The 21,217-nt window shown below is 64.1% G+C and carries 18 protein-coding genes and 1 pseudogene; 2 read left to right on the top strand and 17 right to left on the bottom strand.

What is annotated here, in order from left to right; genetic code table 11:
• Positions 1–504 precede the first annotated feature (504 nt).
• The 9 genes and pseudogenes from AC1RRC_RS24295 to AC1RRC_RS24255 all read right to left on the bottom strand — a co-directional run.
• Positions 505–1,221: pseudogene (locus AC1RRC_RS24295) on the bottom strand (hypothetical protein); the annotation flags it as partial.
• On the bottom strand, positions 1,214–2,701 hold the full coding sequence (locus AC1RRC_RS24290) for a hypothetical protein (protein ID WP_493058117.1): 1,488 nt from the start codon (positions 2,699–2,701) through the stop codon (positions 1,214–1,216). The gene AC1RRC_RS24290 and the pseudogene AC1RRC_RS24295, both read right to left, overlap by 8 nt.
• Positions 2,702–2,820: 119 nt before the next feature.
• Positions 2,821–3,573, bottom strand: coding sequence for a DUF3108 domain-containing protein (locus AC1RRC_RS24285; RefSeq protein ID WP_493058116.1), 753 nt, complete (start codon positions 3,571–3,573; stop codon positions 2,821–2,823).
• Positions 3,573–4,679 carry a DUF3108 domain-containing protein gene (locus AC1RRC_RS24280; RefSeq protein ID WP_493058115.1) on the bottom strand — a complete coding sequence of 369 codons (1,107 nt, stop codon included), beginning with the start codon at positions 4,677–4,679 and terminating at the stop codon, positions 3,573–3,575. The genes AC1RRC_RS24285 and AC1RRC_RS24280 overlap by 1 nt, the downstream gene beginning before the upstream one ends.
• A gap of 134 nt (positions 4,680–4,813) precedes the next feature.
• A complete protein-coding gene (locus tag AC1RRC_RS24275) occupies positions 4,814–6,661 on the bottom strand; it encodes a family 2A encapsulin nanocompartment cargo protein cysteine desulfurase (RefSeq protein ID WP_493058114.1) in 1,848 nt (615 codons plus the stop codon).
• Positions 6,636–7,565, bottom strand: coding sequence for a family 2A encapsulin nanocompartment shell protein (locus AC1RRC_RS24270; RefSeq protein WP_493058113.1), 930 nt, complete (start codon positions 7,563–7,565; stop codon positions 6,636–6,638). Before AC1RRC_RS24270 ends, AC1RRC_RS24275 begins: the two co-directional genes overlap by 26 nt.
• Positions 7,566–7,677: 112 nt before the next feature.
• Positions 7,678–7,908: a helix-turn-helix domain-containing protein gene (locus tag AC1RRC_RS24265; protein WP_493058112.1), complete on the bottom strand. Its 231-nt coding sequence runs from the start codon at positions 7,906–7,908 to the stop codon at positions 7,678–7,680.
• 7 nt (positions 7,909–7,915) lie between these two features.
• Positions 7,916–8,896 carry a serine O-acetyltransferase EpsC gene (epsC, locus tag AC1RRC_RS24260; protein ID WP_493058111.1) on the bottom strand — a complete coding sequence of 327 codons (981 nt, stop codon included), beginning with the start codon at positions 8,894–8,896 and terminating at the stop codon, positions 7,916–7,918.
• A 10-nt stretch (positions 8,897–8,906) separates the two neighbouring features.
• Positions 8,907–9,410 (bottom strand): rhodanese-like domain-containing protein, encoded by a 504-nt coding sequence (locus AC1RRC_RS24255; protein WP_493058110.1) that lies wholly within the window; start codon positions 9,408–9,410, stop codon positions 8,907–8,909.
• 175 nt (positions 9,411–9,585) lie between these two features.
• Between AC1RRC_RS24255 and AC1RRC_RS24250 the strand changes: the two genes are divergently transcribed.
• Positions 9,586–10,455 carry a PhaM family polyhydroxyalkanoate granule multifunctional regulatory protein gene (locus tag AC1RRC_RS24250; RefSeq protein WP_493058109.1) on the top strand — a complete coding sequence of 290 codons (870 nt, stop codon included), beginning with the start codon at positions 9,586–9,588 and terminating at the stop codon, positions 10,453–10,455.
• Positions 10,456–10,638: 183 nt separating this feature from the next.
• Here the strand turns inward: AC1RRC_RS24250 and AC1RRC_RS24245 are convergent, their stop codons facing one another.
• From AC1RRC_RS24245 to AC1RRC_RS24225, 5 genes are all read right to left on the bottom strand, one after another.
• Complete coding sequence (locus AC1RRC_RS24245; protein ID WP_493058108.1) at positions 10,639–10,854, bottom strand: hypothetical protein; 216 nt, start codon at positions 10,852–10,854, stop codon at positions 10,639–10,641.
• Positions 10,855–10,933: 79 nt separating this feature from the next.
• Complete coding sequence (locus AC1RRC_RS24240; protein ID WP_493058302.1) at positions 10,934–12,634, bottom strand: tetratricopeptide repeat protein; 1,701 nt, start codon at positions 12,632–12,634, stop codon at positions 10,934–10,936.
• 8 nt (positions 12,635–12,642) lie between these two features.
• Positions 12,643–13,368, bottom strand: coding sequence for a sensor histidine kinase (locus tag AC1RRC_RS24235; protein ID WP_493058107.1), 726 nt, complete (start codon positions 13,366–13,368; stop codon positions 12,643–12,645).
• A gap of 105 nt (positions 13,369–13,473) precedes the next feature.
• Positions 13,474–15,303: an FAD-dependent 5-carboxymethylaminomethyl-2-thiouridine(34) oxidoreductase MnmC1 gene (gene mnmC1, locus AC1RRC_RS24230; protein WP_493058106.1), complete on the bottom strand. Its 1,830-nt coding sequence runs from the start codon at positions 15,301–15,303 to the stop codon at positions 13,474–13,476.
• A gap of 8 nt (positions 15,304–15,311) precedes the next feature.
• Complete coding sequence (locus AC1RRC_RS24225) at positions 15,312–15,890, bottom strand: DNA-3-methyladenine glycosylase I (RefSeq protein ID WP_493058105.1); 579 nt, start codon at positions 15,888–15,890, stop codon at positions 15,312–15,314.
• Positions 15,891–15,963: 73 nt separating this feature from the next.
• On the opposite strand from AC1RRC_RS24225, the gene AC1RRC_RS24220 reads away from it, so the two are divergent.
• Complete coding sequence (locus AC1RRC_RS24220) at positions 15,964–16,428, top strand: OsmC family protein (protein ID WP_493058104.1); 465 nt, start codon at positions 15,964–15,966, stop codon at positions 16,426–16,428.
• 15 nt (positions 16,429–16,443) lie between these two features.
• On the opposite strand, the gene AC1RRC_RS24215 is transcribed toward AC1RRC_RS24220, so the two are convergent.
• The 3 genes from AC1RRC_RS24215 to AC1RRC_RS24205 all read right to left on the bottom strand — a co-directional run bounded on the left by AC1RRC_RS24215 (position 16,444) and on the right by AC1RRC_RS24205 (position 21,142).
• Entirely contained in the window at positions 16,444–19,260 is a 2,817-nt protein-coding gene (locus tag AC1RRC_RS24215; RefSeq protein WP_493058301.1) for a diguanylate cyclase, read from the bottom strand.
• An 88-nt stretch (positions 19,261–19,348) separates the two neighbouring features.
• Positions 19,349–20,293 carry an AEC family transporter gene (locus AC1RRC_RS24210; protein ID WP_493058103.1) on the bottom strand — a complete coding sequence of 315 codons (945 nt, stop codon included), beginning with the start codon at positions 20,291–20,293 and terminating at the stop codon, positions 19,349–19,351.
• A 99-nt stretch (positions 20,294–20,392) separates the two neighbouring features.
• Positions 20,393–21,142: a DUF4142 domain-containing protein gene (locus AC1RRC_RS24205; RefSeq protein ID WP_493058102.1), complete on the bottom strand. Its 750-nt coding sequence runs from the start codon at positions 21,140–21,142 to the stop codon at positions 20,393–20,395.
• Positions 21,143–21,217: the final 75 nt, after the last annotated feature.

Here is a 21,217-nt window from a genome sequence, read left to right as displayed (position 1 = left end):
GATGGGGGCCGGCTCGGGGGCCGGTGCCGCTTCCACCGCAGGTGCGAGCGCTGCGTCAACCGGTTCGGCTGCGGCCTCGGCGGCCGGCGCCGCTGGCGGCGCAGCGTCAACTGCCGCAGGAGCCGCGTCCGGCGTAGGAGCAGCGTCCGCCGCTGGCACAGCTACCATCACTGGTTCGGCATCGCCCGCAGGCTGGGCTTCCGACACCGGCATGACGTCAGCAACCAGCTGAGCTTCATCCGCCGGCTGGACTTCCGCCACCGCAACAGCATCGCTGGCCGGGACAGCGTCGGCCGCCGCATCATCCACCACGGCAGCAGGCGCTGGCGCTGCGTCAACCGCAGGCGCGGCATCCGCAACCGCAACCGCCGTCTCAGCCGGCGCCACCTCAGCCACCGCATCACGCACAGGCGCAATTACCGGCTCAACTACCTGATCAACTACCGGCTCAACTACCGGATCAACCACCGACTCAAGCACGGATTCAACCACCGCATCGGCCACCGCCTCCGCAGCCGCGCTCTCGACGGCTTCCTCAACCGCGACGGCAGCAGCCGCTTCCGCCAGCGCCGCGCGCGGGATGTGCACCACTTGCGTCGGGCGGCGCTTGAACACGTCCGCCAGCGCGCCGTTGACGATGCGCTCTTTCAGCAAGTCGGTATCCATCACCAGGTCCAGCAGCGGGCCTTCGAAAATCACTTCGCCACGGCGCTCGATGAAGCCCAGCTTCGACAGGATGCCCAGGTTCATGTCCATGCGCGTCTTGCGTCCCAGCTTGTCGCCGAAGTCCGCCAGCAGCGCCTTGTAGGGAATGCCGATCGAGGTGTCTTCCGCGCGCGGCAGCGGCTTGTCGACGCCGAACATGTCGTTCTGGTCATCGTCCGCGTGCTGGTGGGTTTCCTGGCGTTCGCGCTTGGGCAAGATGATTTGCGCCCACAGCACCACCAGCAGGGCCACGCCGTCGCGGGCCAGGCCGAAGTTATTGTTTTGCCAGACGTCCTTGGCGCCGAATACTTTCGGTTCGATTTCACGCGTCAGGGCCAGCGTCACGTGGTCGGCATATACGTTGTCGAGCAGGCGCATGCCGCAGGCCAGCAGGCGCTGGTCCACTTCGGCGCGGAACAGTTCATCCGACAGCACGCGCTTGACCAAGCGGTCGTCGCGGCGCAGGGTCTGGTGTGTCAGCAGGCGCGAAATCAGGATCTGGGAATCGTCACTCATTGTCTTCTTGGTTCTCTTGTTTGCCCACGGCCAGGTCCATGGTTTGCGACAGGGCGGCCATCTTCATGGCCGCCGCTTCCATATGGTCCAGCTGGCTCATAGTGTCTTGCGGTGCAACCATCGGTGCATTCAGCGACAGCGTCGCGATCGACATGCCCGCGACTTCCGGATCGTCGAGGTACACCATGTCATCGGTCGGCGTGAACGTCACCGGCAGGCGCGCCAGTTCAGCGGTGGCGCCTTGCAGGTTGGCTTCGGCGGCGTCGCCCAGCAGCGGCAGCAGCGAGGCGCGGTACGACGCCACCGCGAAGCTGGCCGGCAGCACGGATTCGTGCACCTGGACCGATTTCGGCGCTTCCTCGGCCACGCTGGGGAAATTGCCCAGTGCGGCGAAGTCGGACAGGCGCGCGATCCAGTCATTCAACTCTTGCTGCATGACGGGGTTGTCGTTGATGGTGGTCGGCGCGTCTTCGCCGGTCGGCAAGCCGTTTTGCACAATGCCGGCGCGGTCGGCCAGCAATTCCGTTTCCGCCACGTCGATCATTTCCGCAGGGGTAATAAACAGTGGCACCACCGGCCGGTCGATCGCACCGATCGCCAGTTGCGCCAAATCGTCATGTTCCAGCAGCCAGCGCTTGATGTCCGTGGTGGACAGGCCGGACTGGCCCAGGTGCACGCGCTGGCGCTCGATCTGGTTCAGCGCGCGCGAGAACATGCCCTGCATGTTCAGCAGCGCGCTCTGGGCGCGGCCAATCGCCTGCGCCACGCGGTGGGTGGCGGCATCCGCGTTTTCATCGGACGTGATGGCGCGCAGGATTTCCGACCCTTTTTCCACCCAGTCGCACGCCATGTGCCACTTGGCCTGCGATTCGCGCAGACGGAATTCGGAACCGGAAGCGATCGCATCGCGGAATTCTTCGGTCAGCTCGACCAGGCGGCCCAGCAAATGTTGCAACTGTTCGGCGGTCACACCGCCCACCGCCTGGGCGCCGGCCACCTGCGACAGCAGGAAGCCCATTTCCGCGTCATCTTCTTCCTTGCCGAGGTTCAGCAGGCTGTCGAGGGCGGCCAGTACGTTGCGCGCAATCGGCGTCACGCGGTACACGCCCTGCTGCGCATCCCATGCCAGCAACTGGTTCGAGCGCAACCGCATCAGCACGGTTTCCAGGCTTTCCGGTAGCAAATAGGCAAGACGGGTGTTGATGTCGGCCCGGGTAAACGACGAGACGCTGGTGTCGGCCGCCAGTTCGCGCAGCACCAGCAGGCGCACCAGGACGCCTTCGAAGCCGCCATGGAACAGGGCCGTGAACACTTGCAGCAGCGGCTGCGCGCGCTTCAGGTGGTAAACCTGTTCGATTTCATCAGCCGCAATATGGGGCTGGAAATGCGCCTGCAGCGCATCGTTCTGCTCTTGTTCAGAGGGATTTATTGCCGTCCCCGCTTCCAAAGCCAGGGCAGCGCTTGCCAATATGTCGTTCATGCTGATCCGGAGTTGCCATTTTTATCACACCGCAAAGGCAATGCTCGCGGAGGGGCGTCAGTATAGCAGTTCCGGAACCTAAGCTGCTGAAAAGTAAGGCAAAGATGGTGGGGATGCAACTATTTTCTCACCACCTTTTCCAGCAACTGATCGACGTAATCGCCGTCATCATCGACGAACAGGATACGCACCGGATACCAGTCCAGCCCCGGGGCCAGCCACAGGTCGACTTGCTGGTGGGCGTCGCCTTTCGGCGGCGATTTCACGAAGTGCACGGCTTCCAGGGTTCCCGCGCCGGTTTGTATGGTTTCCCGGCCAACGGTACGGAATACCCACGATTCGGCATCGCGCCGGCCGGCGACAAAGTACGCCCATTGCGACCCGGCCGTGAATTTGTCCGGCGCGCTGCGCGCGTGGGCCGTCAATTGCCATGGCGCGCTGGTGCGGTCCTGCTCGCCGCCCTTGATCGGATAGCTTTCATCGCCCTTGCTGAAGGTGATGGTCTTGCTGTCGCGGTGGAAGGTGACGCTGGTCGGCTCCTTGCGGAAGCGTTTTTCCTGGAACGTGGCGGGCGCCAGACCATAGTCGTCGATCGCGCCCTCGCTGTGATTTTCCAGGATCTTGCCAAACAAACCCGCATGGCTGACCGCGTGCAAGCTGTATTTGCCGTCGCCATGACGCCATTGCACGGTGGCGTCGCCATTGATGGCAATGCCGCGCTGGCGCGCCTTGATCGAATACACCAGGTCCGCCTGCGGCGGCAGGCTGAAGGCGCGCTTGGCACTCGGGTGGCTGTCAGCCGCCTGCAAGGACGGTGTGGCCGCCACCAGCGCCATCAGGGCGGCGCCGAGGAAAGTTCGTTTATTCATCATTATTGCGCTTGCGCGTTATTCATAGAAATCTTGCTGACGGTTTGCGTCGTCAACGCACCGTTGGCTTCCGTATTGCGTATTTGTACAGGGAACCACTGCAACGATGGCGCCAGCCAGATATCGAGCCGGGCCGAATAGGTTCCCGGTTTCGGCGGCCGCGCCAAGTGCCACGTGACGAGACGGCCCATTTTCGTGTCGATTTCCTCTTCGCCGACCAGATGGAAACGGTAAATCGCCGCGTCGCGGTTGTCGCCCACCAGGATGTCGATGTCGCCGCCCAATTGGTTGACGTTGGCGCGGCCAATCGCGGCCAGCTGGAAGGGAATGGTGGCGCGGTCTTGCGCACCGGTCAGCAGCGGGTAGTTGCGCTCGCTGGCGGAAAAAGTGATGCGGCCGTCATTGCGCTGGAAATGCGTGGCCGTCATCGAACGGCCGCGCCGTTTTTCCGTGAATTTGCGGGGGGCGACACCGGCATCGTCGATCTCCCCTTCACTGTTCAGTTCCAGCACATTCACACGCGCCACCAGCACCGACAAGCCCACTTCGACACTGGTCTTGTAAGTGCTGCCATCGGTCTGCCACACCATCTTGCCGGAGCCGCTCCAGGTGGAACCGTTCGCATCGGTGCGCGCCAGTTCCAGCTCAAAAGTGGCCGAGGGCGGGATGTCGACTTTATACCGCCGCGTGCTGGCTTGCTCGAGCGAGGTGCCTTGCTGTTCCTTGTTGCCCGCTTCGGCCTGCACCACCGCTGGTGACGGTTCCTGCACGGGTTGTGGGTCGATTTTCGGTACAACCTGCGGCGCCGGCATCGCCGCCACCGCCTGCTCCACACCGGCCAGCGGATCGGACAAGGCGCTGCTGTCCGGCGCCAGCACGGCGCTGGCATCCGGTTGCGGCAATGGCAATGGTTTTGCTTTACGGGGAGGAGCGGCCGGCTGCTCCGGCGCGCGATCCGGCGCAGTATCCGGTGCGATAGCCGGCGGCTGCGTGCCGCTGGCTGGTTGCTTCGGCAATTGCAGGCGCACCGTCGCCACCGACGGTTTCAGTGACGTGGCAGGCTGCGCCCCCAGCCGGGAGCCGATCCAGTCGATGGTGACAAAATGCAAAGCGACAGTGGCCGCGCATAAGGCGAACACACGGCGGCGGCGAGAAAGGGAAGCAACTAGCGTCATGGCGCTAGTTTAACGCGGGAAGCCTCCCTGCCGCTGACACGGCAGGGAGACGGGCGGGAACGTGCCGGTCAGCGGCGCGCGCCAGCCAGGCGGCGCACCACGGCGATCATGCGGTCGATTTCCTCGCACGTGTTGTAAAACGCGAACGATGGCCGCACCGTGGCCTCCACCCCGAAGCGGCGCAAAATCGGTTGCGCGCAATGGTGGCCGGTGCGCACGGCGATGCCTTCCTGGTTCAGCGCCTTGCCCACTTCCCCGGTCTGGTAACCAGCCAGCACGAACGACGCCACGCTGGCTTTGTCACGCGCCGTGCCGATCAGGCGCACACCGGGGATGACCTTCAAGTGCTCCGTCGCATACTCGAGCAACGCGCCTTCGTAATACGCCACCTTGTCCAGTCCCAGGCTTTCGAGGTAATCCAGCGCGGCCCCCAGTCCCACCGCATCGGCGATATTGCCGGTGCCGGCTTCAAAGCGGGTCGGCGGCGCGTGGTACACGGTGCGCTCGAACGTGACGTCGGCAATCATGTTGCCGCCGCCCTGCCATGGCGGCAATTGCGCCAGCAAGTCCGCCTTGCCATACACTACGCCGATCCCGGTCGGGCCAAACACCTTGTGGCCGGAGAACACATAAAAGTCCGCATCGAGCGCACGCACGTCCACCCGCATGTGCGACACGGCTTGCGCGCCATCGACCAGCGCACGCGCCCCGGCGGCATGCGCCATCGCCACGATTTCCGCCACCGGCGTCACCGTGCCCAGCGCATTCGACACGTGCGTGACCGCCACCAGTTTCGTGCGCGGATTGAGCAGCTTCGCATATTCATCCAGCAGCACCTGGCCGGTGTCATCGACCGGAATCACGCGCAGGCGCGCGCCCTTTTCCGCCGCCAGTTGCTGCCATGGCACGATGTTGGCATGGTGCTCCAGGTTCGACACGATGATTTCATCGCCCGCGCCAATGAATTGCTGGCCAAAGGTTTGCGCCACCAGGTTGATGGCTTCCGTCGCGCCCCGCACGAAAATGATTTCATCCGGGCTGGCCGCGCCGAGGAAACGCGCCACCTTGCTGCGCGCGCCTTCATAGGCATCGGTGGCGCGCGCCGCCAGTTCGTGGGCGGCACGGTGGATGTTCGAATTCTCGTGCGCATAGAAATACGACAAGCGGTCGATCACGGCTTGCGGCTTGTGCGTGGTGGCCGCATTGTCGAACCAGGCCAGCGGCTTGCCGTTGACGCGCTCCGCCAGGATCGGAAAATCGCGCCGCACCGCATGGACGTCAAACCCGGGATGGCCTTGCCACTGCGGGCGCTGCTGTGGCGGCGCTGCGCGGTGCTGCTCAAAATAATACGCGGGCGCCGCCGCGTGGATTGCCGGCTCGATCGCCGGCGCCGGCTCGGCAAAGGAACGGCCACCGCTCAGCAGGCGCCGCAAATCGTCCGCCCCCGGCAAACCAAACGCCTGCGCCGTGACACGGTCATCGGCGCGCGTGGCTTGCCGCGCCAGCGCATCGAGGCCGCTGGCGCGCGACAGCGGCTGGTGGCTGGCTTCGCCGATAAAGTAAAACGGCGACGATGGCGCGGCGGCAGGCAATGCTGGACGGTCCACCAGTGGCAGTGCCGCAGCATACGGCGGCGACGCCGGTGCCGGCTGTGTCGACTGTGCGGGCGCCGCGCCGGAGGGCGACGGCACGATGGCGGGTGCAGCGCCACCGGTGTGCGGCGCGCCGTGCGTGAAGGCGCCTGCCGGTGCAATCACTGGCGCCATTGCCGCAGGCGCCTGCGCGCCCAGCAACCCGGCCGCGACGCCGGCCGCACCCGGCCACTGCGCAAACAGCTCGCCGGCCAGGCGGTTCAGCAGCGCCTCATCAGGCACATGCGCCGGCGCGTGATTATTTGTAGGTGTCTGGATAGTCATGGTATTTACCGATCTCCACATCATCCAGTACCGCCACCGCATCGTCCGTCAGCACGGCCAGCGAGCAATACAGTGAAATCAGGTAAGACGAAATCGCATTGCGGTTGATGCCCATGAAGCGTACCGACAGGCCCGGGCTTTGTTCACCCGCGAGGCCCGGCTGGAACAGGCCGACCACGCCCTGGCGCTGTTCCCCCACGCGCAGCAGCAGGATCTTGGTTTTGCCATCTTCGATCGGCAATTTGTCGGACGGCACCAGCGGTACACCGCGCCACGTCAGGAACTGGGAACCAAACAGGCTGACGGTGGGCGGCGGCACGCCACGGCGTGTGCATTCGCGGCCAAAGGCGGCAATGGCCAGCGGGTGGGCGAGGAAGAAGCCCGGTTCTTTCCACACCTTGGTCAGCAATTCATCCATGTCGTCCGGCGTCGGCGCGCCGGTCAGCGGGAAGATGCGCTGATCGTCGTGGACGTTGGCCAGCAAGCCATAATCCGGATTGTTGATCAGTTCGCTTTCCTGGCGCTCCTTGATGGTCTCAATGGTCAGCCGCAGCTGTTCCTTGATCTGGTCGTGCGGGCTGCTGTACAAGTCCGACACGCGGGTATGCACGTCCAGCACGGTGGACACCGCGTTGAGGAAGTATTCACGCGGCTGTTCGTCATAATCCACGAAGGTTTGCGGCAATTCCGACTCGTCGCGCTGGGAACAGGCGACGCGCACATCGCGCGGGTTGTTGACCTTGTTGAGGCGGTAAATACCGGCTTCCACCGGCAACCATTGCAGCAGGTGCACCAGCCAGCGCGGCGTGATGGTCGATAATTGGGGGACGGTCTTGGTCGCGTTGGCCAACTGACGCGCTGCGTTGTCGCCAAGCGCCAATTGGCTATCTGGTACGGCAGTCATGTGGAACTCCTAATGAGCTGAGTGAATAAGGTTATGAGGAAACTGCAACCAGTATCAGCTCAGCCATACCGCCTTTCAACATGCTATAGCCACCAACCCTTCACGCACTGCCTCAATTCAGCTCGGCCAGCGCCAGTTCGCAATGCGCCAGCACACCGGACGCCGACGTGCCCAATGCAGCGGCCAGCTTGTCGATGGTGATCAGCGACGGAATCGCCGCCCCCCGTTCGACTTCACCGATGTATGACCGGTTCATGTCGGCCGCTTCCGCCAGCCGCTCCTGCGACCAGCCGCGCGCTTCGCGCAGGCGGCGGATCGCCAGTCCAAATTCACGTGTCAACATGGCGGCCTCACAGACTGGCGGCGGGGCCGCCTTCGGGTTGTGCATCGGCCTGCGTGATGGTGCTGCCGGCCGGAACGCCGCGCGTCAGCCACACATTGCCGCCAATCACGGAGCCTTTGCCGATCGTGACCCGCCCCAGGATGGTGGCGCCGGCATAGATCACGACGTCATCCTCCACCACCGGATGGCGCGGCAATCCTTTTTGCAATGCCCCGGTATCGTCGGTCGGGAAGCGCTTCGCGCCCAGGGTAACGGCCTGGTATATGCGTACCCGCTCACCAATGATGGCGGTCTCGCCAATCACCACGCCGGTGCCATGATCGATAAAGAAACTGCCGCCGATGCTGGCGCCCGGATGGATATCGATGCCGGTGTCCGAGTGCGCCAGTTCCGCAATGATGCGCGCCACCAGCGGCGAACCCAGTGCGTACAGCGTGTGCGCCAGGCGGTGGTGGATGATGGCCAGGATGCCCGGATAGCACAGCAGCACTTCATCGACACTGAGCGCGGCGGGGTCGCCGTGATAGGCCGCTTCCACGTCGGTGTCGAGCAGCGCGCGGATGGCCGGCAGGCTGCGCGCAAAGCGCTGCACGATGTCATAGGCGCGCTGTTCGGTGACGCCGGCCTTGCGCGGCGCATCGTGGCGCGCGTTATAGGCCAGTTCGCGGCGGATCTGTTCGTGCAACCCGGTCAGCGCGGTATCGAGCGTGTGGCCGACAAAGAAGTCTTCGCTTTCCTGGCGCAGGTCCGCCGGGCCCAGGCGCATCGGGAACAGCGCGGCGCACAGCAGTTGCAGCACGTCGCGCAAACGCTGGCGCGACGGGAATTCACGGCCGCCGCATTCATGGTTGCGCAGGCGCGCCTGGCGCCATACGGTGCGCACCTGGCGCAATTCATCGACTATCGGCCCCAGTTCCCAGTGCGGCGTATTGCCAAGGACGGCGGCGGGAATGGCGGACGCCACGGCATCCAATACACGGTCATTCATCGCAGCGCCCTTAATCCTGTACCCATGGCAGGCCGTGCCAGCGCCAGCCGCCCCGGTGACCGCGCTGGCCCGCATCATCGAGGTCGCCCTCGAAGCCCTGCTCCACATTGAATACGCTGGTAAAGCCTGCCTTGGTGGCGGCTTCCGCCGCCGCGGCCGAACGGAATCCGCTGCGGCACAGCAGCAGCAGCACGGCTTCCTTGCCGCCGGCTTTGGCTTCCAGTTCACGGGCGAAGCGGGGGTTGCGCGTCAGCGCCGTGCCGGTGGCCCACGCCACATGCAGCGCTTGCGGCACACGCCCCACGAAGACGCGCTCCTCATTGCTGCGCACATCGACCAGCACCACGTCACCGGCTTGCACCAGGCGCCACGCATCCTGCGGCGAGACCGATCCCGCATAGGGCAAACCGGCCGCCCGCGCATCCGCGCGGGCCTGCTGCAAAGCGGGATCGGTGGCGTTCAAGTGATTACCTTGCGCAGCGGCGGCTGGCGCGAAATTCGGTGCGGTACCCATGGCGGTGTCCTTTCGTGATTGCTGTCTATGGCCACCAATTTATCGAAGTCGACGCTCCGCTAAAACGAATTTAAAAGCGCATGCAAAGTCGAAAATGACATATCGCGTCCGCTATAGCTATGAGCAGGGCACGTTATCTGCTACGCTAGCTCACCTGTTCGAGAGGAGGTTCGCTATGGCTTTACCGCAAATGCCCAACATTCCGGGCGCTGCTGTTATGACGGATACGCTGGATTTCGTGAAGAACCTGTGGGGCAGCATGGGCGTGATGCCCGGCATTACCGCGCCCACCTTGTCGGTTGATGAACTGGACAAAAAAATCAATGATCTGAAAGCCGTGGAAGCCTGGCTGAACCTGAACTCCAGCATGGTTCGCGGCAGCATCCAGGCGCTGGAAGTGCAACGCAACACCATCGCCACGTTGAAGTCGATGGGCAAATCGCTGGCCACCGCCGTGCAGCAGCCGGGCGAAAAAGACACCAAGTCCCTGTTTGAATCGATTCCTTACGCGTCCGCGTTCTTCCAGCATGCGGCGGATGCGCTGCAGCCCGCCGCGCCGGGGCCCGCGCCCAAAGAAACCAAGGCGGAAGCCAAGCCTTCGACCTGGCCGGATCCGCCCGCCGCCGCGCCGGCCGCCCCCGCCCCTGCCGCCCCTGCCGCCCCCGCACCGGCTTCCAGCACGGCGCCGGACGCCAGCGCCAACGCATCGCCAGCAGCGGCCAACGCCAACGATGCGATGGCGGCAGCCGGCCTGGCCAATCCATCGGTCTGGTGGAATTTGCTGCAGGAACAGTTCAAGCAGGCGGTGACGGGCGCCATGTCGGCCGAAGCCGTCACCGGCGCGGCAGCCCGCGCCACGGAAGCGGCCACCAAGTTTGCCCAGGCGGCGACGCAGGCGGCCACCAAGCCGATCAGCAAGGCTGCTGCGGCGGCACAGGCGGCAAAATCCAGCGCACCGGTGGCAGCGGCGAAAGAAGGCGAACCGGTCAAGAAGACGGCGCGTAAACCCGCCGCCAAGAAAGCAGCCAAACCCGCCTCGAAGTAATCCGCAACGGTGAGTGCGTAGGGTGGTTTCCGCCGGGGGCGCCGAGCCTTGGCGGAAGCCACCATGCGTGCAAATCGGTACTGCCAGCACTGGTGGCCACGCATGCACGGCGGCTTTCGCCTCCGGCGAAAACCGCCCTACGAGTACCAGCCCCGTGTGCCGGTCAGCGTACCGCGCCGCCGGTCACGCCAGCCGCTGAATCCTGATCGCCTCGATCAACCCGCCTTCCTGCCGTTGCACCTTCACGATTTGAATCAAGCCGTCATCGGCCAGCAGTTTCGCGCTGTCATGCGCGGACTGGAATGATTCGATGGTGTCGCCTTTGGCGCTGACCGGCCGTATCCACGCCGCCGCACCGATTTTCATCTTGCCGTACACTTCCTTGGCGATATCGCGCATGTCTGCCTCCTTATTTTGGATAACATGGGTGCCGGGCCTTCAGGCCGGACATCCACATATCAGTACAGCCAGGCCAGGCTTACTCCCCGCCTTCCTCGTCAAAGCCGAAGTTTTCAATCGGCGGCGGATCTTTGCGGGGCATCAGCAGCGCCAGTTGTTCGATCAACTGGGCAAAACGCTGCTGGCCGGGAGCGATGTGATCGACATGCATCAGCACGCCGTTTGCCTCATCCATCAAGTCACGGTTGTAGCCGTTCTGCTGCATGTGCGAGATCAGGATCTGGGCCGAGTTGAACAGGATACGCATATTGTTCGGCAGCGCTTCGCGCGCCGTCCGCATCCACGCCACGGCTTCGCTCAGCTTGCCGGTCTTCCATAGCAGCACGCCCTTGTTCATCATGTCGGCCGCTTCCTTGCGGGCCGACTTGATCAACTCGGCGCCTTCTTCACCCATGCGGGCTTTCTCGAAGATGTCTTGGACTTCGTCCAGCAACACCATGTTGTCGTGGTTGTTTTTAATCACGTAGCACAGCAAGTCCACCGGCGCATCCTTGACGCCGACCGCAAACAGCAACGTTGCCAGTTCCATGCAGGTCGGCGTATCCGGGCGCTCGGGATCGTCGTTCAGCATTTCCTCGAGTTCATCGCCGGTTTTCCGGGCGCGGCGATAATCGCCGCTCTCGTGGTAGACCAGTCCTTCGGTAATCTTGGCGCGCAGTTGCACCAGCTCGCCCGTGAATTCGCGCTGCGCCATCGCCAGCACTTGCAGCGCTTCCTTGGCGTCATTTTTCTGGCCGCAGATCCGCGCCAGGCCAAAGTAGGCATCCACCGTCTTCATGATGGAGTATTCGCCGATCGCGATGCATTTGCGGAAGGCGCGCTCGGCCAGCGGGATATTGTTCAGCTTGAGGGCGGCCAGGCCCAGGCGGCGCTGGCGCACCACGGAATTCGGCGACAGCTTGGCGGCTTTTTCCAGCACGTCGCACGACTCTTCCATCTTGCCCATGTATTGATACGCCGTGGCCAGCTGGTCGTACGCATCGATATAAAAGCGGTTTTCCGCGATCACGCCCTGGAACATCTGGCGCGCCGCTTCGTGGTCGCCATTGTTCATGCGGATTTTCGCCAGGCCGGTGCGGGCCCAGTTGTAATCGCGGTCGTCCAGCACCTGTTCATAGACGGCGCGCGCTTTTTCCGGCTCGCCTGCTTTGAGCAACAGGGTGGCCTTCATGCGCAGCAAATCGATTTCGTGCAGCTTGTGCACGGCAATCTGCTCGTCGCACAGCTTGGCGGCGCGCAGATAATCCTTTTCCACGAAGGCCTGGTCGATTTCACGGAAGATCTGCTTTTTTTGCCATACACGGTTCAGGCGCGTCAGCAGCACGCCTTCCGTGATCGGCTTGATGATGTAGGCATCGGGCTGCTGCTCGGCGGCGCCCATCACGGATTCCACGCTTTTTTCCGCCGATACCATCAGGAACACGCTGGACGGCGTCAGCAGGTTGCGGATGCGGCATTCCTCCAGCACTTGCTGGCCATTCTTGCCATCGCCCAGGTTGTAGTCGCACAGCACCACGTCATAGTGGGTCTTGGTCAGCATCGTCATGGCTTCGCCGCCGCTGGCGGCTTGGTCGAAGTGCTTGGCGCCCAGGTTGCGCAGGGTTTCGCGCAGCAACTGGCGGATGCCGACAAAATCATCGACGATCAGGTAGCGCTTTTCCGTCCAGTCGATATTGGCCGCCGCAGCGGCCACGGCGGCCGGGTGCAGCGCATTGGTCAGGGCATGGTTCACGGCAATCTCACCACAAAGACACCGCCGCCCAGCACCCCGCCGTTTTCCAGGTAAATGCTGCCGTTACGCTGCCGGTATTTGTGCATCTTCGCCACTTCGCTGGCGAAATACAGGCCCAGGCCACTGCTATTGGTCATGAAATTCACGCCGGCGGTATTGCCGCTCATGGCGGATACCCCGGCATCGATCATCGATTGCGGGAACCCGGCGCCATTGTCTTCCACGCGGATTTCCAGGAACCCGTCCTTTTCCGCCACAGCAATCCGTATCGTGTCGTGCGTATAGCGCACCGCATTGTTGATGGCTTGCGTCAACATGCCAATGATGAGGTCTTCATCAAAGGTCCACACCATGTCCTGGGGGAAATCGGCTTGCAAGATGATTTTCTTGGATGCCAGCAAGACTTTCGCTTGCGAAGCGACTTGTTGCACCAGTTCGCCAATATGCTGGGGCCGCGGGTCGAACGGGTATTCCGGTTTGCCGACTTGCTTGTAGAGCGCCAGTAGCTGGATCAGGTTGTCATTGAGGCGCTTGGTCTGGTACAACATTTGCGCCAGTTGCGGATAAGCAGGGTGGTTGAGGTCCTTGTCATCGGCGCTGCCCAACAATCCCTCCAGCGTACCGGAAAGGACGCTGATCGAATTTTTCATGTCGTGCGCGGTGGATGCCAGGAACAGGAACAGCTCAGGTGCACCTTCGTGGTCGTCCGCTTGATCTTCCATTCATTACGCTCCGGGGCCTGTCAATACTGATCAGGCATTATACCGAGTGCGGGAAACTGAGCGGATTCCAGTGATGCCGGGATGCTACAGCCAATGTCCTGGACATCAACTTTTTCTCTGGGCTTTCAACAAAAACCGTCCCGGGTCCAGCGCGGCGGCCAAGGTGGCTTCCAGCGGCAGCGGTTCGTTTTCCAGTTGCGCCGCCAGGATTTCCGCCGCCAGCGGCGCCCAGATCAAGCCGCGCGAGGCGTAGGCCAGCACGCCATACAGGCCGGGGTGGCGCGGCACATCGCGCAGGCGCTCGATTTTGCCGGCCACCGCGCTGTAATCGGGCAATGCGCCAACCAGCGGCAACCTGTCCGGCGCCATGCAGCGGAACCCGACCCGCCCTGCCAGCGGCGCCCCGTCCACCAACCGATCCAGTGCGCCCGGCAGGATTTCCGCCGCACGCGCCAGGTTTTCCTGCTGGCTTTCGGCCCGCAAGGCGGTATCCGTATCCGTATCGTAAGTGGCGCCGGCACTGACAATCCCGTGCACGGCCGGCGTGATATACGCTTCGCGGCACACGACCAGCGGCAACGCCGGGCATGCCTGTGCGTCGAGATGCGTCACCTGGCCCCGCATCGTATACAACGGCAATTCCGCAGTCTGCACCAGCGTCCGCGCCCCGGCGCTGTTGGCAAGCACCACATTGGGCGCCTGCGCCAGCACGTTGCCGCCCGCGTCCAGCACTTGCCATTGCCCGCCGAAGCGCCGCAAGGTGATGGCTTGCGCATGGTAAATGCGCGTCAGCCGCGCGCCGCACGCGCCGAGCATGGCGCGGCAAATCGAACCGGGATTGGCCCAGCCGCCCTGCGGGAACAACCAGCCGCCCTCCGGCACCGGTATGCCCAGCAGGCCGCCCGCTTCCTGCGCCCCGACCCAGCGCACAAAGGTTTCCGGATAGCGCCACGCATTCACAACTTCCCGTTGTAAATCCGCATGTTCCGCATCGCGCGCCAGTTGCAGCACGCCGCACTGGTGACCGGCAATCGGCCCGTTCACGTCCGCGCCCACCGGCGCATCCGCATGCAGCCCGCCCAGCGCCTGCCAGCACCGCTGCGCATACAGGTAAGCGGCACGGGCCAGCCTGGTCGGGATATTGTCGTCACGCGACAGCAGCGGCATGAAGATGCCGGAGCGGTTGCCGGAAGCTTCCTGCGCTGGCAAGGCATGCCGTTCGATCAGTGTCAGGTCCCAGCCCCGCGCCGCCAGCCGCTCGCAGATCGCCGCGCCGGCCATGCCCGCGCCAATCACGATGGCGCGGCGGTCCGGCGCGGGTGCGCGGGGTGGTTGCGGCTTGCGGCTGGTGAATGCCGCGACAATGGCGTTGCCGGCATCGAGCCACGGGCAGGCGGCAATGTCAGAGCCCTGCCCAGATGCCTGCAGCGTAAAGCCCGCCGGGCGCAGCGCTTTCAGCACAGCGTCATCGGCGCCCAGCATGGCCAGTTGCGCGCCCGGCAGCGCCAGCTTCGCCAGCGTGCGCAAGTCGATGCCGGCGCGCAGTGGCGATTGCGGACAATACAGCGCATCGACCCGCGCCTGCAATTGCTGCAGGCACTGTTCCGCTTCCCCCACCAGCAAATCCAGCGTCACGTTGCCGTTATCGAGCGTCAGGCGATGGAAGCCCGGTACATTGGCTGGCCACTGCGCGCGCAATTCGTCCACCGCCAGTGCCGCCGCGGCCGGCAGCGCGGGCAGCACGGCAATGTAATGCAGGGCGGTGGCGGTGTCCCACGGTTGCGCACGCGGCCCCTGCGCCGGGGTTTCCACCAGTGGCGCGGTCACCGGCGAAGGCGCGCGCCGCCGCCACGCATCGAGCACCTGCGCAACATGCTCACCCGCGCCAAACGCGGTGGCCAGCAACACAAACCGGGTGTCAGGCGATGGCGTCATTGGCGGCGTTACCGCTGGCATGCGGCATGGCGGAAGCACGCGGTGTCGTGGTCATTGACCATGCCGACACCCTGCATGTACGCATAGATAATGGTGGAGCCGACGAACTTGAAACCGCGCTTGCCGAGGTCCTTGGAAATCTGGTCCGACAGCGCGGTTTTCGCCATGCGGTCTTCCTGGCGCGCGATGTGGTTGACGATGGGCTTGCCGCCCACCCACGCCCACAAATACTGGTCGAGGCTGGAACCTTCGGCGCGCAGGCGTAGGTAGGCCTGCGCATTGGCAATCGCCGCCGCGACTTTCAGCTTGTTGCGGATGATGCCGGGATTGGCCAGCAATTGCGCCACCTTGTCCGGACCATAGGCGGCAATTTTTTCCGCATCCCAGTGGTCGAACGCGGCGCGGTAACTGTCACGCTTGTTCAGCACGGTTTCCCAGCTGAGCCCCGCCTGCGCGCCTTCCAGGTTCAGCATTTCAAACAGGCGCAATTCATCGTGGCACGGCAGGCCCCACTCTTCGTCGTGGTACGCGATATAGCGCGGATTGTTGGGGTTGGCCCAGCTGCAGCGGTGAAGGTGCTTGGTCATGGTGGTCGGGAATGTGCGGCAAGAGGCAGAAGTCTACATTAAGATGTCGGCACAATCACCTGAGAGGACAGTCATGCAATTCGAAGCCAAACTGGAATGGCGGCGCAACGATCAACCGTTCCTGGACCAGCGCTACAGCCGCGCGCACGAGTGGATTTTCGACGGCGGCCTGCGCGTGCCAGCCTCGTCATCGCCGCTGTCGGTGCCGCTGCCGATGTCGAACGCCGACAATGTCGATCCCGAAGAAGCACTGGTGGCGGCCACCTCGAGCTGCCACATGCTGTTCTTCCTGTCGATTGCCGCCAGGCGGGGGCACGTGGTGGAAAGCTACAGCGACCACGCGGTGGGCCTGCTGGAAAAGAATGCCGAGGGCAAGCTGGCCATGACCAGCATCACCCTGCGGCCGGCCATCGTGTTTGCCGGCGCCGGCTGGCCGGACGAGGAAGAACTGGCGGCGATCCACCATGAAGCCCATGACAAGTGCTATATCGCCAATTCGCTGAAGGCGGAAGTGGTGGTGGAAGCGCCGGTGGCGTAGGCACGCCTCAACGCGCTACGCCAGGTCGCTGGACAATCCCACCCGCCGCCGCTCGCCGCGCAGCATCGGCGGATGCACCAGGTTCGTGACCACCCGCACTTCGCCGCTGGCCACGGTCTGCTCCAGCTGCTGCATCATGCGCCGGAACAGCCCGTCGGCCTGGGTGGTCTCGGTGCAATACAGCGCCGCCCACGCATTGCGGCCGGAATTCTTGGCGATGTACAAGCCCATGTCGGCCAGTTCTACCACCTGGCTCCACGTCAGCAGGCGCGGTTGCGAGGGCAGGAACGGGAAGCAGGCGTAGCCGATCGAGCAGGTCTTCGCCAAGGTGGTGCCATCGGGCAGTGTGAAGTCGCGGTGCGCGACGGCGCGGCGGATGCGTTCGGCCACCACCTTGGCTTCTTCACGGTCCGTGGCGCGCGCCAACACCAGGAATTCTTCACCGCCCCAGCGCACCAGGTAATCCGTTTCCCGGAACACTTCACGCAAGCGCTCCTGCATTTGCACCAGCACCGCGTCGCCGGCCGCGTGGCCGTAGCGGTCGTTGACTTCCTTGAAGTGGTCGAGATCGACCATGAAGAACACCAGGTCCTTGTTTTCCTTGATGTCCTTGATTTCCCTGAGCTGTTCGTGGCGGCGCAGCGCCATCGCCACGTCCGCATCCACGTGCTGCAGGAAGAAGCGGCGGTTGCGCAAGCCCGTCAACTGGTCGGTCAGGCTGACTTCTTCCAGCGTGTGATAGGCCCGTTCCAGCTCGATGTTCTTGTCCATCAGCTGGGCACGGGTGGCGGCCACTTCGCGGTAAGCGCTGGCGTTATCGAGCGCAATGGCGCCATACGCGCACAGGGTGGAAAATACCAGCCGTTCCCGTTCGCCGTAAGCACGGGCGCGCAGCGACTGCACCGTCATCGCACCCAGCATGCGGTCGCCCACGCACAGCGGCGCAAACAGCAGGCTCAGGGTCGGCAAGGTGCCGGGAATCAGGTTGGGCGTGGCGTCATCGTCATCGAGTTCGATCAGGATTTCACGCCGCTCGCGGATGCAGCGGGCGGAATTCGCGTGCGGGTCCGACAACGCGTAACAGGTCGGCGGCAAGTCTTGCCCGGCTTCCTTGCCGAAGGCGCAGCACAGCGATTCGCCGCCCGGCTGCAGCAGGAAAATCGAAAAGTGCGTGGCGTCCAGCAACCCATGCACATAGCGATCCAGCACGCGGTACACCGCGGCCGCATCGAGGTGCGCCGTGATTTCCTGGCCGATCGCCGACAGGTGCGCCAAGGTGGCGTTGGTGCGTTGCAGCACCTGCACGCGCTGCGCTTCCGACGCGGCCAGCTGGCGGTGATGTTCGCCTTCGGTCTGGGTCCGCTCGGTGCGGTATTGCACTTGCATGGCGACGGCGCGGCTGGTGGCTTCCTGGCTGTGCGTCTGGTCGCGCACGGCGTTCGCCTGCAGTGCAATTTCATACGCCTTGCGGTAGTCGCCGGTGGCCGCGTATTCGCGGGCCGCCGCATCGAGCAAGGCGGCCGGCACCGGGAAGCCTTCCAGGGTCGACGCCAGGTCCATCGCGGCTTCGAGGTAATGCAGCACCGCATTGGGTGCGGCCATGTCCTGCGGCGCCGGCAAGGCGTGGCCATGGTCCACATGGATTTGCGCCAGCACGCGCAATGCCGCGATCTGGTTGCCGACGTCGCCCGTGCCGCGCGCCATGTCCAGCGCGGACAGCGCCACGGCCAGCGCATCGTGCGGCCGGTCCATCTGCGACAGCGCGTGCGCCTGGCCGCGCCGGGCGCTGCTCTTGAAATCGCTCTGGCCCAGCTGGTCGCCGCGCAGCTGCAATTGCTGGAAACTGTCCAGCGCCAGTTGCGCATCCCCCAGGTCCAGCGCCAGGTCACCCTGGTATTCCAGCGCCACCGCATAGGCGCGCGATGCGGCCAGCGGCGCCAGCGCCAATAACGCTTCATGCAGCAGTTCGCGCGCCGCCGCGCCCTGCCCCAGGTGGCGCAGGGTTTCCGAGGTTTGCATCAGGCACAGGCCGACACACATGGGCCAGCCGGTCGGGCGGGCCAGTTCCAGCGCGCGCTGCATCCATTCCAGCGCCGCGTCATGCGCATTCAGGCTGGTGAAGCCATTGCCGATATTGGTGGCGATAGTGATCGCGCGGCGCACCTGGCCGGTTGCCATGGCCGCTTCAAACGACAGCATCAAGAGCGCCACGGCGCGCCCGAAGTCCGCCCCCTGGAAGGCCGTGATGCCGGCGTAATCGCGCACCCAGCCCGCCACGGCCGGGTGGGCGTTGTCATCGTCCGTGAAGCGCTGGCCCCAGCGCGCATTGGCTTCCTGCAAATTGTGGAAGACGCAGAAAATCGCGGCCGCCGCGTCGATGATGTCGGCGCGGATGGTGTCGCCGGCGGCGCGCGCATCGGCCGACGCGATCGCCAGTTCACTGTTGCTGGCCTCGCAATCGCCACGGTCGTTGGCAATCCACGCCAGCAGCCAGTGCGCATCGGCGCAACCGAGCGCATTGCCTTCGCGGTCGAACGCCAGCAGCGCCTGCTGCGCCAGCGCTTCGCCCACTTCCAGCTTGCCGGCAAGCCATTGCGCTTCCGCTTCAATCAGCGTGAAGCGCGCCGCCAGCAGGGCTGCCGCAAGCTTACCTTCGTCGCCGGTCAGCGAGGACGCCAGCGTGGCCGCCTCCTGCGCCAGCAGGCGTGCGCGCGCGACATCGCGCTGGCGACAATGCCAGGCGAGTTCGGCCAGCAGCAACAGGCGGGCGTCACCTTGTGATTCAGGCAACTGCGCTTCCCATTGCGCCAGCACGTCATCGGGCGCGAACATTTCCAATTAATTAAGTCCTTGCAAGGATAAGGCGAATCGCGGATATTGCCGCAGTGCACTATCCGGAATGTCGCATTATTCCACAAGTTCAGCGCAACACTGCGACGACGCCGGAAAATGTTAAAAATGACAGGGCGGTCGAGACCAGGATGATGCGGGCAATTCGCCCCGTGTTGGCGCCATAGCGCTCCGCCAGCATGGCGACATTGCTGGCGCTGGGCAGGCAGGCGACCAGGATGATGACATCGAGCGCGGCCGGATCAAGGGGCAAGCCGAGCCGCAGCGCTCCGTGGCCGATACACCACATCAGCAAGGGATGCAGCGCGAGTTTTTTCAGCGCCACCGGCACATAGTCGCGCAGCGGCGTGGCATCGGCGGTATTCATTTGCGAGCGGGCCAGCACCGCACCGATGGTAAACAAGGCCACCGGCGACGCCGCATCGGCCAGCAAGGCTATGGTTTTGTCCACCGGTTCCGGCAACGCCAGGCCGGACACCTGGGTCAGCGCCCCCAGTGCAATGGCCCACGGCAGGGGATTGCCGAGTACGCCCTTGAGCGCATTCACGACCGCGGCCCGTCCGCTGCCGCTGCCCACGCGCGACAACGCAATGCACAGCGACGCGGTGATCACCATGTCGATCACGATGGACATGATGACCGGCCCGGAAGAGCGGGGACCGATCAGCGCCAGCAGCAGCGGCACGCCCATGAAGCCATTGTTCGGGAAAGCCGACACCAGCGCGCCAAACGCGGCATTGTTCCAGTCGATGCGGTGGCTTAATGTGGCCGCCATCGTGATGCCCACCATCAGCAGCGCGCACAGCAGGTAGACCGTGAACACTCCCGGATCCAGCAATTGCGCGATCGGCGTGGTGGCGCCAAAGCGGTACAGCATGCACGGCAAGGCGAAATACAGCACGAAGGTATTCAGGCCTGGAATGGCAACCAGGGGCAGCATGCCGCGCCGTACGGCGAGATAGCCGCACAGCACGAGCGCGAAAAAGGGAAAGGTAACGGCAAGAATGGCAAGCATGGGGCGCCATTTTACCGATGCCGCCGCCATGCTGCATCAACGCCGGGCAATACCGCCCAGTTTCACCATGTCAACGTATCACGGTTGTTTCACTGTCGTTCACTGTTTCAGCGGCGGATGGATATCCTTGTTGGCCGGGTTGTCCGGGTGGTCGGTATTGCCGCTGGTCTTGTCGGCCTTGGGCTTGGCCGGCTTGGCGGGCGTCTTGCTGGCGGCACTGGCTTCCGGGCTGTGCGAGCGGCCGGCGCCGGTATTGCCGGCAGCGCCCGAGGCGCCCGTGCTCGTGACGGTATCGGCGGAGGTCCCCACCGGTGGCGGCGTGCCGGCCGTGCGGGGGCTCACGCCTTCCAGGCTGGCGCTCAGTGTTTCCACGTGGCTCAAGTGCCGCGCAACGGTCGGCTCCAGTTTGGCGGCCAGCGCCCTGACATCGGCATCCTTGGCGTCGGACTGCACTTTTTGCACATAGGCGTGGGTAGCACGGTGGTCATTGATGCCGGCCTGTGCCGCATATTCGCGGTCAAACGCATCGCCCGACAGGCGCTGCAGCTTTTTCCCCATCGCCTTGTGTTTCGCATCCGGCTCGGTCGGCAACACCACCCCCTTGCTTTGCGCCACCGCCAACACCGCCCGCAGCCCCGTGCTGTGGTCATCGATCATTTGCTGGGCAAAGGCCTTGACTTCACTGTTTTGCGACTTGTCCAGGGCGATCCGGCCCGCCTCAATCTCAGCGATATTGGCTTGCGCCAGCTGTTTCAGCATTGCCTGGTCGGCTTTGTCGAGCGCTTGCGCCTGGGCCGTGACAGCCCCCAGCAACGCGGCGATCGCCACCGCGATTTTCAATGGTTTCATACGGTTCTCCTCAGGAATGGAAGCGCCGCTTTCAGGATGTTTATCTTATGCTCGTAATGTACACGCGCACGTTAC

The sequence above is a fragment of the Pseudoduganella sp. GW821-FHT12E03 genome (assembly GCF_058807115.1).
Note: the sequence above shows the minus strand (reverse complement) of the source record. Positions and strands in the feature narration are given on the sequence as shown.

What these genes read in the sequence shown, in the direction of transcription:
- AC1RRC_RS24210 (WP_493058103.1), bottom strand. Translation starts at nt 20,293, where the DNA reads ATGCTTGCCATTCTTGCCGTTACCTTTCCCTTTTTCGCGCTCGTGCTG.
- AC1RRC_RS24215 (WP_493058301.1), bottom strand. Translation starts at nt 19,260, where the DNA reads ATGTTCGCGCCCGATGACGTGCTGGCGCAATGGGAAGCGCAGTTGCCT.
- AC1RRC_RS24245 (WP_493058108.1), bottom strand. Translation starts at nt 10,854, where the DNA reads ATGCGCGATATCGCCAAGGAAGTGTACGGCAAGATGAAAATCGGTGCG.
- AC1RRC_RS24285 (WP_493058116.1), bottom strand. Translation starts at nt 3,573, where the DNA reads ATGATGAATAAACGAACTTTCCTCGGCGCCGCCCTGATGGCGCTGGTG.
- AC1RRC_RS24225 (WP_493058105.1), bottom strand. Translation starts at nt 15,890, where the DNA reads ATGACCAAGCACCTTCACCGCTGCAGCTGGGCCAACCCCAACAATCCG.
- AC1RRC_RS24220 (WP_493058104.1), top strand. Translation starts at nt 15,964, where the DNA reads ATGCAATTCGAAGCCAAACTGGAATGGCGGCGCAACGATCAACCGTTC.
- epsC (WP_493058111.1), bottom strand. Translation starts at nt 8,896, where the DNA reads ATGAATGACCGTGTATTGGATGCCGTGGCGTCCGCCATTCCCGCCGCC.
- AC1RRC_RS24270 (WP_493058113.1), bottom strand. Translation starts at nt 7,565, where the DNA reads ATGACTGCCGTACCAGATAGCCAATTGGCGCTTGGCGACAACGCAGCG.
- AC1RRC_RS24275 (WP_493058114.1), bottom strand. Translation starts at nt 6,661, where the DNA reads ATGACTATCCAGACACCTACAAATAATCACGCGCCGGCGCATGTGCCT.
- AC1RRC_RS24205 (WP_493058102.1), bottom strand. Translation starts at nt 21,142, where the DNA reads ATGAAACCATTGAAAATCGCGGTGGCGATCGCCGCGTTGCTGGGGGCT.
- AC1RRC_RS24250 (WP_493058109.1), top strand. Translation starts at nt 9,586, where the DNA reads ATGGCTTTACCGCAAATGCCCAACATTCCGGGCGCTGCTGTTATGACG.
- mnmC1 (WP_493058106.1), bottom strand. Translation starts at nt 15,303, where the DNA reads ATGACGCCATCGCCTGACACCCGGTTTGTGTTGCTGGCCACCGCGTTT.
- AC1RRC_RS24265 (WP_493058112.1), bottom strand. Translation starts at nt 7,908, where the DNA reads ATGTTGACACGTGAATTTGGACTGGCGATCCGCCGCCTGCGCGAAGCG.
- AC1RRC_RS24290 (WP_493058117.1), bottom strand. Translation starts at nt 2,701, where the DNA reads ATGAACGACATATTGGCAAGCGCTGCCCTGGCTTTGGAAGCGGGGACG.
- AC1RRC_RS24235 (WP_493058107.1), bottom strand. Translation starts at nt 13,368, where the DNA reads ATGGAAGATCAAGCGGACGACCACGAAGGTGCACCTGAGCTGTTCCTG.
- AC1RRC_RS24255 (WP_493058110.1), bottom strand. Translation starts at nt 9,410, where the DNA reads ATGGGTACCGCACCGAATTTCGCGCCAGCCGCCGCTGCGCAAGGTAAT.